General features: G+C 63.0%; 13 protein-coding genes. 9 read left to right on the plus strand and 4 right to left on the minus strand.

The features are described 5' to 3' along the window. Positions 1 to 11: 11 nt before the first annotated feature. Positions 12 to 2,186 carry an FdhF/YdeP family oxidoreductase gene (locus ACX3OZ_RS03005; protein ID WP_459103781.1) on the minus strand — a complete coding sequence of 725 codons (2,175 nt, stop codon included), beginning with the start codon at positions 2,184 to 2,186 and terminating at the stop codon, positions 12 to 14. 69 nt (positions 2,187 to 2,255) lie between these two features. Continuing rightward, positions 2,256 to 3,395 carry a PQQ-dependent sugar dehydrogenase gene (locus tag ACX3OZ_RS03010; RefSeq protein WP_459103782.1) on the minus strand — a complete coding sequence of 380 codons (1,140 nt, stop codon included), beginning with the start codon at positions 3,393 to 3,395 and terminating at the stop codon, positions 2,256 to 2,258. A 205-nt stretch (positions 3,396 to 3,600) separates the two neighbouring features. Between ACX3OZ_RS03010 and greA the strand changes: the two genes are divergently transcribed. From greA to ACX3OZ_RS03040, 6 genes are all read left to right on the plus strand, one after another. Then, complete coding sequence (greA, locus tag ACX3OZ_RS03015; RefSeq protein WP_459103783.1) at positions 3,601 to 4,074, plus strand: transcription elongation factor GreA; 474 nt, start codon at positions 3,601 to 3,603, stop codon at positions 4,072 to 4,074. Positions 4,075 to 4,300: 226 nt separating this feature from the next. Beyond that, entirely contained in the window at positions 4,301 to 5,251 is a 951-nt protein-coding gene (trxB, locus tag ACX3OZ_RS03020; RefSeq protein WP_459103784.1) for a thioredoxin-disulfide reductase, read from the plus strand. A gap of 31 nt (positions 5,252 to 5,282) precedes the next feature. After that, on the plus strand, positions 5,283 to 6,176 hold the full coding sequence (locus ACX3OZ_RS03025) for a LysR family transcriptional regulator (protein WP_459094912.1): 894 nt from the start codon (positions 5,283 to 5,285) through the stop codon (positions 6,174 to 6,176). A gap of 104 nt (positions 6,177 to 6,280) precedes the next feature. Then, complete coding sequence (locus ACX3OZ_RS03030) at positions 6,281 to 6,955, plus strand: HAD family hydrolase (protein ID WP_459103785.1); 675 nt, start codon at positions 6,281 to 6,283, stop codon at positions 6,953 to 6,955. A gap of 578 nt (positions 6,956 to 7,533) precedes the next feature. Continuing rightward, entirely contained in the window at positions 7,534 to 7,698 is a 165-nt protein-coding gene (locus ACX3OZ_RS03035) for a Thivi_2564 family membrane protein (RefSeq protein WP_459103786.1), read from the plus strand. Positions 7,699 to 8,296: 598 nt separating this feature from the next. Beyond that, the gene (locus ACX3OZ_RS03040) at positions 8,297 to 9,406 is read left to right on the plus strand and encodes a hypothetical protein (protein ID WP_459103787.1); all 1,110 of its coding nucleotides are present in this window, start codon (positions 8,297 to 8,299) and stop codon (positions 9,404 to 9,406) included. 137 nt (positions 9,407 to 9,543) lie between these two features. Here the strand turns inward: ACX3OZ_RS03040 and ACX3OZ_RS03045 are convergent, their stop codons facing one another. Both ACX3OZ_RS03045 and ACX3OZ_RS03050 read right to left on the minus strand, forming a co-directional pair. Then, the gene (locus ACX3OZ_RS03045) at positions 9,544 to 10,746 is read right to left on the minus strand and encodes a pyridoxal phosphate-dependent aminotransferase (protein ID WP_459103788.1); all 1,203 of its coding nucleotides are present in this window, start codon (positions 10,744 to 10,746) and stop codon (positions 9,544 to 9,546) included. Between the two features lie 62 nt (positions 10,747 to 10,808). After that, the gene (locus ACX3OZ_RS03050; RefSeq protein ID WP_459103789.1) at positions 10,809 to 11,864 is read right to left on the minus strand and encodes a LacI family DNA-binding transcriptional regulator; all 1,056 of its coding nucleotides are present in this window, start codon (positions 11,862 to 11,864) and stop codon (positions 10,809 to 10,811) included. Between the two features lie 155 nt (positions 11,865 to 12,019). On the opposite strand from ACX3OZ_RS03050, the gene ACX3OZ_RS03055 reads away from it, so the two are divergent. The 3 genes from ACX3OZ_RS03055 to ACX3OZ_RS03065 all read left to right on the plus strand — a co-directional run bounded on the left by ACX3OZ_RS03055 (position 12,020) and on the right by ACX3OZ_RS03065 (position 13,230). Beyond that, the gene (locus tag ACX3OZ_RS03055; protein ID WP_459103790.1) at positions 12,020 to 12,196 is read left to right on the plus strand and encodes a hypothetical protein; all 177 of its coding nucleotides are present in this window, start codon (positions 12,020 to 12,022) and stop codon (positions 12,194 to 12,196) included. Between the two features lie 167 nt (positions 12,197 to 12,363). Continuing rightward, on the plus strand, positions 12,364 to 12,663 hold the full coding sequence (locus ACX3OZ_RS03060; protein ID WP_459103791.1) for a hypothetical protein: 300 nt from the start codon (positions 12,364 to 12,366) through the stop codon (positions 12,661 to 12,663). A 138-nt stretch (positions 12,664 to 12,801) separates the two neighbouring features. Next, a complete protein-coding gene (locus tag ACX3OZ_RS03065; protein WP_459094904.1) occupies positions 12,802 to 13,230 on the plus strand; it encodes a CBS domain-containing protein in 429 nt (142 codons plus the stop codon). Positions 13,231 to 13,239 lie beyond the last annotated feature (9 nt).

The following is a 13,239-nucleotide window of genomic DNA, read 5'->3' on the forward strand; positions in this document are numbered from 1 at the left end:
ATTGAGAGGGCCTACAGCCCCGCCTCAATCCACACCGGCACCGACTTAAACGCCGGCGTCTTGCTGCGCGGATCGACCTCGGTCCCCACCAGCACATTGGCCTCCGGATAATACGCCATGGCGCTACCCCGCGGCAGGTCGAACTGCGTCACAATCGCCGTCATCCGCCCGGTGTCCGACGCCAGCGTCACCGCCTGCCCTTCGCTCACCCCGAACGCCGCCATGTCCTCGCCATTGAGGAATACCGCATGCCGCCCGGCGCCACCGCGATAGCTATCCTTGTCTTCATAGATGATGGTGTTGAACTGGCCCTCGCTGCGCACCGTCGCCAGATGCAGCTTTTCGCGCGCCAATTGCGCCAGCGGCGTCACCACGAAATGCGCTTTGCCGTCCGGCGTGCCGAATTCGGGCGTGTGCATCAGCCGGTGCTTGATGTGGAATTCGCGCTTGGCCACGTCGATATCAGCCAGTTCTTCCATGCCCGGCACAATCGCGGCAATCGCCTCGCGCACCTTGGAATGCGCGCTGAACGCCTTGAATTCGATCGGCGAGTCCGGCAGCAGGCGCTGGCCGATTTCACCCAGAATCCAGCTTTCCGGCCGCACATTCTCCAGCCGCCGAATGCCGCCATCGCTGAGCCGCACATAGTTGAACATCGATTCCTGGGTCGTCGGCTCCCATTCCTCGTCGCGCGCCGTCACCGGCAGCACCAGCACCTCGCCCTCGCCCAGCCCGTGCACATGGCCCATATTCAGCGTCGTGGTCAGGAACAGCTTGAAGCCGATGGCTTCCATGGCGCGACTGGCAAAAGCGGTGTCGGGCGTTGCGCCCCACAGATTGCCGCCCATGATCACCGCGCTATCGATCTCCCCCGCCTCGGCCGCCTTGAGGCAGGCCATGGTGTCGAAACCCACTTCCTCGGGAAATTTGACGCCGAACTCGGCTTCCATCTTCGCCAGCACATCCTTGGCCAGCACCGGCTTGACCCCGATGGTGCCGATGCCCTGCACATTGGAATGCCCGCGCAGCGGCAACAGCCCGGCATAGCGCTTGCCGACCATGCCGCGCAGCATCGCCAGATTGGCAATGGCCTCCACATTGGCGACGCCATGAATATGGTGCGTCATGCCCATGCCCCAGGCAAACACCACCCGCTCGGCCTGCCCGTAACGACGGGCAATATGCTCGATTTCGTCGCGCGAAATCCCGCAGGCATCGGTGACCGCGTCCCAGCTCAGCGCCGCGATATCGGCCTTGAACGCGGCAAAGCCAGAGGTGTGCGCCGCGATAAACTCATCCGCCGCAAACCCCAGCTCCAGCACCGCCTTGGCGATGCCCTTGAGCAGGGCAATATCCGAGCCGATGCGCGGCTGCACATAGTCCGAGGCGATTTCGCTGCCGCCCTTGAGCATCGAGCTGGGCGATTTGGGCACGGCAAACTTGACCAGTCCCGGCTCCTTGGCCGGGTTGATCACGATCACTTCGCCGCCCCGGTCGCGGCAATTCTTCAGCATGTGGATGAAGCGCGGATGGTTGGACGACGGATTGGCCCCGATGACGAAGATCAGATCCGCCCCGGTCAAATCCTCCAGCTCGACGCCGGCCGTGCCCTTGCCGATGGTGCTGCCGAGCCCCTCGCTGGTCGCCTGATGGCAATAATACGAGCAGTTATTGACGTTGTTGGTGCCATAGGCCCGCGCCAGCAGCTGGAAAATAAAGCCCGCCTCGTTGGACGAGCGCCCCGACGAATAGAAAAAGCTGCGGCGCGGCGCCGTGGCCGCCAGCTTCTTCACCGCATGGGCAATGGCGAAATCCCAATCCACCGGGGCAAAGCGGTCCGCCCCCGCCGCCTTGAACAATGGCGTGCCCAGCCGCCCCAGATGCTCCATTTCGCGCCCGGTCAGTTCCTGCAGGTCGGCCAGCTCATGCTCGAAAATCTCGTGCGGAATCGCCGGCTGGATGTCGGTCGATTGTGCCTGCACGCTCTTGTTGCAGACCGAGGGAAACTCATCGAGTTCATTGGTCATGCCGCCGCGCTGCCCGCCCATGCCATAGGCACAGGCCTTGCAGGTATTCTTGGCCGTCAGCGCCTTGGCCGCCTTGCCCACGCCCATGCGGGAAATGGTGGCGAGGGTATAGAGAACCTTCTTGGGTCCGCCCCCGACGATGTGGCTGGTATCGGCCAATTGATCTGCTCCGGCTTGCTGTTAGCGCAGTTTCGACGGACCGTCCCGACGAAGCAAGCCCGATTGCGCCTATTGCCCCTCCGGCGCCACCCGGATCAATTGGCCATTCGCCTCGTCGGTCAGCAGATAGATCGCCCCATCCGGCCCCACCCGCACATCGCGAATCCGGCCCAGCTGTCCGGCGAACAGCCGTTCCTCGCCGACAATGGCATCGCCCTCGACATCGAGCCGCACCAGCAATTGCCCGCTCAGCCCCCCGGCCAGCAGATCGCCCTGCCAGTCAGCCAGCAAATCGCCCTCGTAAAAATCCAGTCCCGAAGGCGAGATGGACGGGTCCCAATAATGTAGCGGCTGCTCCATCCCGGCTTTCTCAGTGCCTTCCCCGATCGCCAGCCCGGAATAATCGACGCCATAGGTGATGACCGGCCAGCCATAATTGCCGCCCGGCTGCGGCATATTCACCTCATCGCCGCCGCGCGCCCCATGCTCGACGGTGAACAATGTCCCATCCTCGCGCAGTGTCGCGCCCTGCGGATTGCGGTGGCCCTTGCTCCACAATTCGGGCGCCCAACCCTCCAGCTTGGGATTATCCGCCGGCACCGAGCCATCCGGGCCGATACGCACAATGGCCCCCGCCAGATCGCCCATATCCTGCGCCCGCTCGGCATCGCCGCGCTCGCCCAGCGTCACGAACAGATTGCCGTCCTGCCCGACCACGATGCGCGAACCGAAATGCCGATTGGTGGTGGTGAAATTATTCATGCGGAAAATCACTTGGCTGTTTTCCAGCCGCCCGCTGTCACCCTCCAGCACCAATTTTGCCGACAGCACCGCCGTGCCCTGCCCGCGTTGCAGGCCCGCATCCGCGGCACGCTCGGCAAAACTCAGATAAATCTGCCCGCTGCTGGCAAAGTCGGGCGCCAGCGCCAGATCGAGCAAGCCACCCTGCCCTTCGGCATAGACTCTGGGCACGCCCGCAATCGGCGCCCCCACCACCCCATCGGCGATCACCCGCAGCTGCCCGCTGCGCTCGGTCACCAGCATCCGCCCATCCGGCAGAAAGCCCAGCGCCCAGGGATGGTCCAGCCCTTCGGCAACCACGGTGGCACTGAGCGGGCCGGCGCTTGATTCGATGGTCTGGGCCATCACCGGCAGGCTGGCGACACCCGCCATCAGCATGGCAAGCAGGGAAATCCGAAATCCGGGCATGGTGGGGCCTTTCGACGCTATTGGGTTCAAAACTTGAATGCGTGTGTGGACATGACCATCTTCAGTGACACACCCGCTTGACCGAAACGCGGCCGGCGGGCAACGTGGGCCAAATTCCCCTAAAATTTAATCGTGAAGCGCATGCCGCACGGATTTTGGCTGGGGATGAGGCTATTTATCTGCCGTGCCGCATGGAGGCGACGAAATGGAAAAGATCCCGATGACAATTGGCGGCCATAAGGCGCTGGTCGTCGAGTTTGAGCATCGCACCGCCACTGAGCGCCGTCGCATCATTGAGGCCATTGCCGAAGCGCGCGCCCATGGCGACTTGTCGGAAAACGCTGAGTATCATGCTGCCAAGGAGCAGCAGAGCCTCAACGAAGGCCGGGTCAAGGAACTCGAGACGATTCTGGCGCTGGCCGATATCATCGATATCACCAAGCTGTCCGGCACCACCGTCAAGTTCGGCGCCACCGTGACCTATGTCGACGAGGATACCGAGGAAGAAAAGACCTATCAGGTCGTCGGCGATCCCGAGGCGGATGCCTCGGCTGGCCGCATCTCGATTTCCTCGCCCATCGCCCGCGCCATGATCGGCAAGGAAGTCGGCGATTCCTTTGAGGTCTCGGCCCCGGGCGGCGCCCGCAGCTACGAGATCCTCAAGGTCAAATACGCCTGACGCCTTCGGGCGCTCACGCCAGCTTTGCATGCGATTCGCGGCGGCATCCTGCCGCCGCTTCTCGTTGCCGGCCCCAAAACGCGGGCCGCTGTCCGGCATGGCTGTGACATTTGCGTGTGTTCCACAGGCACATGCAGCTCTACGCAATGGTTTGCCTTGAAAGAGTGGGCCTTAGACCCTTAACTAGGGCCTGAGGATAATTCGCATTTAGTCGGAGAGCGTTGCGATGCACGCGAAAGTCATCATCATCGGTTCCGGCCCGGCCGGCTACACCGCCGCCATCTATGCGGCGCGCGCCATGCTTGAACCCGTGATGATTCAGGGTCTGCAGCCCGGTGGGCAGCTGACCATCACCACCGATGTCGAGAATTACCCCGGTTTTGCTGACGTGGTTCAAGGCCCCTGGCTGATGGACCAGATGAAGGCGCAGGCCGAGCATGTGGGCACCAAAATCGTCAACGACCTCATCGTCGATGTCGATTTCGACAAGCGCCCCTTCGTGCTCACCGGCGATAGCGGCGACATCTACACCGCCGACAGCATCATCATCGCCACCGGCGCCCAGGCCAAATGGCTGGGCCTGCCGAGCGAACAGAAATTCCAGGGCTTTGGCGTTTCCGCCTGCGCCACCTGCGATGGCTTTTTCTATCGCAACAAGGAAGTGCTGGTCGTCGGCGGCGGCAATACCGCTGTCGAGGAAGCTTTGTTCCTCACCAATTTTGCCAGCAAGGTCATCCTGGTGCATCGCCGCGACGAGTTCCGCGCCGAGCGCATCCTGCAGGACCGCCTGTTCAAACACCCCAAGATCGAAGTGCGCTGGAATACCGAGATCGCCGATATCGGCGGCACGGCCATGCCGCCCTCGGTCAATTCGGTGACGCTGCGCGATATCCCCACCAATCGCACCTATGAGCAGCCGATCGACGGCATTTTCGTCGCCATCGGCCATGCCCCCGCCACATCCATCTTTGCAGGTAAGCTGGACATGAAGCCCGGCGGTTATCTGCTGGTGAAGCCGGGCACCACCGAAACCAATATCCCCGGCGTCTATGCCGCCGGCGACGTCACCGATGATGTCTATCGTCAGGCAGTGACGGCGGCGGGCATGGGCTGCATGGCAGCGCTCGAAGCCGAGCGCTATCTCGCCGAACACGAACTTGCCGAGGCGGCGGAGTAACAGCCGGCCAAATTAGAAAGCGTCAAACGAAATGCTCGACTGGGACAAACTCCGGATTTTCCACACCGCCGCCGAGTCGGGCAGTTTCACGCATGCCGCCGAAAAACTCGGCATGAGCCAGTCGGCGGTCAGCCGGCAGATTTCCGCGCTTGAGGATGATCTGGGTCTCAAGCTGTTCATTCGCCACGCCCGGGGCCTCGTGCTTACCGAAGTGGGCGAGCAGCTGTTCCGCACCGCCCACCGCATGAGCTGGGAGCTGGCGCAGGTCGAAACCCAGATGTCCGAAAGCCAGGATGTCCCCACCGGTCCCCTGATCGTCACCACCACCGTCGGCATCGGCTCGACCTGGCTCAGCTCGCGGCTTGATGAATTCCTCAAGCTCTATCCGCTGATCCAGCTCGAAATCCGCCTCAACGACGCCGAGCTGGATCTGGCGATGCGCGAGGCCGATGTGGCCATCCGCCTGCACCGCCCCAACCAGTCCGAGATGATCCAGCGCAAGCTGTTCACCGTGCACAACCACTTCTACGCGTCGAACGCCTATCTCGACGCCTATGGCGTGCCCACCAGCGCCGAGCAGCTCGATGATCACCGCATCATCAGCTTCGGCGAGCCGGTGCCGTCCTATCTGGGCGACATCAACTATCTCGAACGCATGGGCCGCACCGATTCGAGCCCGCGTCGCGCCGCGCTCAAGGTCAATGCCATCTATGGCATGCTGCAGGCCTGCCGCGCCGGTATCGGCATCGCCATGCTGCCCGCCTATGTCACCGAAAAGGCCGATGGCCTGATCCAGGTGCTGCCCGAGGTCGAGCTGCCGGCTTACGAGGCCTATTTCGTCTATCCGCCAGCCCTGAAAAACTCCAAGCGCGTCGGCGTGTTCCGCGACTTCCTCGTCGGCAAAGCGCGTGAGTGGAGCTTCTGACCGGCCAAGGCAAAATCACGCCAGTGGCGTGATTTTAGGTCAGAAGGCCATGAGGGCTACGCCCGAATGGCGGTCCCTGCTCCAGCACACGACGGCATAGCCCCATGCCCATGCCCATCACCACCATCGCCTTCGACGCCGACGACACCCTCTGGCAAAACGAGCAGTTCTTCCGCCTCACTGAGCAGCGCTTCGTTGATCTGCTGCGCGACTATACCGACGCGCCCGACCTGTCATTTTACGGCTTCGGCATGAAAGGCTTCGCCCTTTCGATGATCGAGACGGCGCTGGAGGTCACCGACCACCGCGTTCCCGGCACCGTCATCGCCGAAATCCTCGCTGCCGGCCGCGAACTTCTGCGCTACCCCATCGAGACCCTGCCCTATGTCGATGCCGCGCTGGACCAGTTGCAGCAGACCCACCGGCTGATTCTGATCACCAAGGGCGATGTGTTCGACCAGGAGCGCAAGCTCGCCGCCTCCGGTCTCGCCGAGTATTTCGCCGCCGTCGAAATCGTCGCCGACAAGAATTCGGCGATCTATGCCCGCATCTTCGAGCGTCACACCGATGGCGCTGCGCGCACCATCATGGTCGGCAATTCGCTGCGCTCCGATATCCTGCCCGCGCTGGCTGCCGGCAGCTTTGCCGCCTATGTGCCGCATGACCTCACCTGGGCCTATGAGCAGGCCGAAGAACCCGCCAATGAGCCGCATTACATCAAAATCGCCCATCTGGGCGAGCTGGCTGCGGCCATCGCCAGCTTCGATTCGCTGCAATAACCCGGTTAATTGCCAAGCCTTTCACCGACCTCTTTTAAAACCACATGCGCAAGACGCATGGCTTCCATGTCACCTGCTCGATTGATGAGCAGAAGCTCGCGGCCTATATGCCCACCAGCACAGCGGGCGCTTCTCCTCCTCCCTTGCGCCTGCTGCGTTCCCTCCTTGCGGGGGCTTGCCCCTGCAAACTGATGTGGCTCCACTCTCCCCTCGAGTGGGGCCACATTCATTTTCGGCCTACGCGAAATTTGCATGGCTGACATGTTGGTGATCCTATTGTCTACCAACTCACTAGAGTACATATTGCACCTGTCGCTGAGACGCGGTCTGAACCCTCCTCCCTCGGACCAAGTATCGCGACACCGAACCGGGATCGTATCCTCCTCCCTCGATCCAGGTTCAATGGCAGAGCGCATCTCCTCCTCCCTTGCTCTCTGCCCCACTTTCGATTTGGCTTCGGCCCAGTCATCAGGCCCTGTCTTCGGACAGGGCCTTTTTTTTTCGTCGGTGCCGCTGGACGCAACGAAACACCAACCGCCGCGTTGAGCATCGCGCAACCTGCGCGTTTGGAGAATTCCGTGGGCACTTCCGTTCTGATCAGCATCCTGACCTTCCTGGTGATCGTCCTCATTCTCTGGCTGGTTCAGCGCCTGCCGATCGAAGCGCGCATGCGCCAGATCGTGCAGATCGTGGTGATCGTCATCGGCATCATCTCGCTGCTGAAATATCTGGCGATATTCTGAGCGTTCAGAAAGGCATGGACAGATTGCCGCTGTCAGAATTGCATGGCAGTCATGCTGACCTTTCCCTTGCTGACCAGACGGTCAAAACCTATATTGGCCTTGTCGCTGGTGAAGCCGCTCCGTACCTCCTCCCTCGGACCCGCTTCTTGCGACACCGGACTTAGGCCTTTTCTCCTCCCTCGGCCTCTGTCCACCCGGTTCGGCGCATATCCTCCTCCCTTGCGCTGGGCCATTACTAAGATTTGGCTTCGGCCCTATCATTGGGCTCCAACTTCGGTTGGAGCCTCTTTTTTTTGCCTATATGCCGGCGCCGACCAGCGAATCTGCATGGCAGCACTTCCCATTGCGCGTTTGTGTCGCGCCTGCCGTCATCAGATAGTCATCTCGACCAGATCAACGGCGTTCGTGGCGCCGTTCCTCCAAGGTCAGATGCTTCGGCTGATGACCCCTAGGCCCTGCCCATCCCCTCGGGCGGGGCCTTTTTTGTCCCCCACCCGGCACATTCTGCCGCCCCTGCTCCACCCGTCATTGATTCTGCACGGTTTTTTGTCGGCATAGAGCTTGCATGACGGTCCCTGACCGAATGCAGGAGTGTCCGATGGTTGGCATCAACACCACCTACCCCACCAGCAGCTACTATCAGGCCGCCGCCTCCAATCACGCTGCCAGCAAGGCCAGCACCGCTTCCGCTGCATCCACCGGCAGCAGCACCACCGATTCTGCGGCGACCATGGTGACCCTCTCCGACGAGGCCCGCGCCGCTCTGACCGAGCGCGATTTCGCCACGGTGATCACCGACACCCGCGCCAAGCTGACCGCCCTGCTCAAGGACGCCGACCGCACCTCGCCGCTGCAAGCCGGCAAACTCGCCCTCGACCTGACCAGCCTCGACCCCCGCGAACTCTTCGCCATGGCCAGCGATGACAGTTTCAGCCCCGATGAACGGACCGCCGCCGGCCTCGAAATGCAGCGTCGCTTGGAGGCGGCATTGTCCGGCCCCGCCGCCGTCGCCAAGGTCACCGGCAATTTCACTGGCCTCTACAAGGCCGCCGCCGATTATCTCGACAGCCTCAGCGCCGAGGAAAAGGCCGGCGCCGACTGGATCGCCGGTCGCGCCGCCGTCACCGATGCACAAAAGCAGTTGCAGACCGATCCCAAGACCATGCCCGACGCCGGCGACGACGATCCGGTGGCGCTCTATCTGGTGCTGCTCGACGCCGGCAAGCAGACCGCCCCGCCCGACATTGCCGACGTGGCGACCGGCACCCGCAAGGTGCTCGACCAGCTCTATGCGACGGCGCTGGAAAACGGCAAGGCGCCGACCTTCAACAAGGCCACCACTGTCGGCACCTATATCGACATGGCCAAATTCGACAGCCGCAGCCTGTCATCCATCGTGCTCGACGGCACCGCTCAATTCAACACCGCGGAAATCAACGCTGCCCAGACCGCCTTGCGCGGCAAGAGCGGCGCCGCCCTACTGGCCGGCTTCCAGAACGCCGCCAAATCCAGCGACCCCAGCGCCTTCAGCCAGAACATCATGGCCATCTACGGCTCGATGAGCGCCGAAGAGCGCCAAGCCGTCGGCTGGAGCGACCAATTCTACCAGGCCGCCGTCTCCAGCTACCAATCGACCAACAAACTGATGCAAATGTTCGCCCAAGCCGGCGGCAGCGATACGGGCTTTCTGAGCTGGATGGGGAAATAGGACCAGCGCCCTACGCCTAGCGATCTCACCCACCCGCCGTGTCACCCCGGCCTTGAGCCGGGGCCCATCCTGAGATCTCGAGATGGGTCCCGGCTCAAGGCCGGGATGACATCGTGGTCGTGGGACGAGCGGGGCCCCTACCGAATCCCAGCACAAAACCCCTGGATCCGCCGCACCGCTTCTTCCAGCTCCGCATTGCTCGCGGCATAGCTCAGCCGGAAATGCCCGGGCAGCCCAAACGCCGTGCCATGCACCAGCGCCACGCCGGTCTCTTCCAGCAGCGCCATGACGAAATCCTCGTCCGTCACCAGCTTGGCCCCGCCCGCCGAAATCTTGCCCAGCAGCCGCTGGCACGACGGGAACACGTAAAACGCCCCCTCCGGCGTCAGGCAGTCCAGCCCGGTATTGGCATTGAGCCCGGCCACCACCAGATCGCGGCGCGTCTGGAACACGTCCCGCCACTCGGCCAGGAAATCCTGTGGCCCGTTCAGCGCTTCCACCGCCGCCCATTGCGAGATCGAGCTGGGATTGGTGGTCGACTGGCCCTGCAATTTGGTCATCGCCGCCAGCAAAGGGCGCGGCCCGGTGCAATAGCCAATGCGCCAGCCGGTCATGGCATGCGACTTGGACACCCCATTCATGGTCAGCGTGCGCGCCTGCAACGCCGGCTCGACCTGGGCGATGGTGGCAAACACCCCGCCATCATAAACCAGCACTTCATAGATATCGTCAGTGAGAATATGCACCTGCGGATGGCGCAGCAACACATCGGCCAGCCCGCGCAATTCCTCGGCGCTATAGGCCGCGCCGGTCGGGTTGGACGGCGTATTGAGCAGCAGCCACTTGGTCTTGGGCGTGATCGCCGCTTCCAGCACTTCGGGCGACAGCTTGAAGCCGGTCGACGCATCCGCCACCGCAAACACCGGCTCGGCCCCGCACAGCCGCACGATTTCGGGATAGCTCACCCAATAGGGCACCGGCACCACCACCTCGTCGCCGGGGTTCAGCGTCGCCATCAGCGCGTTGAAAATGATCTGCTTGCCGCCGGAGCTGACAAAGCAATCCGCCGCCGTCACGTCGAGCCCGTTGTCGCGGCGGAATTTGGCGGCCACGGCTTCCTTCAGCTCGGCAATGCCATCGACATTGGTATAGCGGGTCTTGCCCTCATCCATGGCGCGCTTGGCAGCGTCGCGCACATTGAGCGGCGTATCGAAATCGGGTTCGCCGGCGCTGAGCGCGATGATATCGCGGCCCTCCTGCGCCATGACGCGCGCCTTCTGGCTGATTGCCACCGTCGCCGACGGCGCCACCCGCGCCAGTGCTTCGGACAAGAACCCCATTTCATTCTCCCGCTTAAATGCCGGGCAGACTGATACGGGCTCGCCGGGTCGGGAGCAACTGGTCAGTTCGGACGAGGCGCCCCGGTACTGCCCCGAATGACCAGCTCCAGTGCCAGCAATTCCCGCCCATCGGGCATCTGGTCGTCGAGTATCGCCGCCACTGCCCACTTGGCGATCTCCTCCATCGGCTGCGCCACCGTGGTCAGGCCCGGCAGCGTCTCGGCCCCTTCAGGCACGCCGTCAAAGCCGACAATGGACACGTCCTCCGGCACGCGCCGGCCCCGTTGCTGCAGCCAGTCCATCGCCAGCAGCGCCACCCGGTCCGACATGGCCAGCAGCGCCGTCGGACCATCGCCCGCGCCGAACAGCTGTTCCATGATCGCCGTAACACCGGCCCGGCTGGCATCGGTCTCAAACGCGACCACCTCCGCCGGCGCTGCCTCCAGCGCCTGCGCATAGCCCTCGGCCCGGTCACGCACCGTCGCATAGGGCCCGGCCCGCAACGCCGAAAACTCCAGCGCCACCATTGGCGCGTCGCCCAGCCCGATAATGCCAAACCGCCGATGCCCCAGCCCCAGCAGATGCTCGGCCGCCTGCCGCGCCCCGCCCAGGTTGTCGATGGCGATGGCCGGCACCTTGCCCATCGCCTCATCAAGAGCCAGCGCCACGAAGGGCAGGTCGCGCTGCTGGGTCAGATCCACCAGCAACTCACCCTGTTCGGCGCACATCAGCACGAAGCCATCCACCAAGGCGCTCTGGATATTCCAGGCCGGCCGCTGCCGGTTCTGCGCCGACACCAGCGCGATGCCGGCGCCGCGCGCATCGCAACAGGCCGAAATCGCCGCCATCATCGCCCGCGCCCACGGGTCCTCGAAAAAATACGATAGCGGCTCGGCCGTCGCCACGCCGATGGCGTTGATCTTGCCCGCCCGCAGCAGCCGCCCGGTCAGGCTCGGCCCGGCATAGCCCAGTTCCTTGGCCACAGCGCGCACCCGCTCGCGCACTTCTTCACGCACGATATCGGGCCGGCTGAACACGTTGGACGCCGTGCCCTGCGACACCCCGGCAGCCTTCGCCACGTCCTTGAGCTTGATGCTGGTCTCGCCCTGCTTTGCCAATTTCCACCCGCTCCGGTTTCTCGCTGTTGCGGTATCACAATTTTTGTATCGGTTCAATTTCCACTTGACTCCGTGGCAGTACAGCTCCTATTTTGAACCGGTTCAACGCATTCCTCCACATATATATATTGAACCGATTCAATATGGAGCCTGAAATGATCCCCGCCAGCTATCTGTTCAAGACTATCTATCACCAGCACTGGATCGAGGCCGATACCGCCCCGGTCGTCACCGAGCGCAACCAGCCCTATATCGATGGCCTGACCAGCCCGCTCACCGCCGCGATCACCGCCATTCTGGGCCGCCCGCACAAGGCGCATCGGCATCGTTAACCCAGCCTGAGCCGCCGGTTGCGGAGCCTGTTTTCCGCCTCCGGCGGCTCGCTCTGCCACAGTTTTGCCTTCAAATGGTACGCGTCGGACCCCATTGCCCCCAAACTCGAACCGCATTCGCGTGGCTTGATGAGGGCATTGCGAAAGACAAGGCAGACGTCGATCCCATGCACAATTCCACGTCCGGCAAGCGGAAAAATATCGGGCTCTATGCTGTAGCCTCCACGGCCCTGCTGGCCCTGGCTACGGTTTCAGCCCTGCTGGTTGGCGTTACGCCGGCCACCGCCGCCAATCTGGCCAGCCAGCCTGACACCCAGATCGCGATGTTCATGGTGCCGCTGACCATCCTGGTCCTCGCAGTGTTGTTCGAAGTCACGCGCTTTGCCTTGCGTGGCAATTTGCCGGCGGAGGCCCCTGCTCCCCGGCGTATCGCGCATCATTGGTCCCCTAGCCAGCGCTACACCTGATCTCCGACGTCCTCCCTGACCAACGTCACCAACTGGGCCGGCCTTGCGCCGGCCCTTTTCTATTTTCTGCAACTCGACCATCGGCCTATTGCCGCGCGCCCGACGGCGGTCCAGACTTGGCGCAAGGAGGACTTCAACATGCTTGTCGATACCATCCTGCAAACCAAGGGCGTGATGGTTCACACCCTGCCCGAAGCCGGCACCCTCAGCGATGCGGTGGCCGCGCTCAATGCGCATAATGTCGGCGCCTTAGTGATCACCGATGCCGGCGGCGCCATCATCGGCATCCTCTCCGAACGCGACATCGTGCGCCGCCTCGGCCAGGACCCCACCGGCGCCCTCGCTTTGTCGATCAGCCAGTGCATGACGCGCGGCGTCGTCACCTGCACCCGCGACACCCCCATCGCCGATGTTATGGAGCGCATGACCCAGCTCCATATCCGCCATATGCCGGTTGCCGAAGATGGCGATCTGGTGGGCATCGTCTCCATTGGCGACGTGGTGAAGGCCAAGATCGAGCAGGCCGAACGCGAGACCGAAGAGCTGCGCGAATACATCGCCTCCTGACCTGAAACG

The organism is Devosia sp. A369, assembly GCF_054489345.1.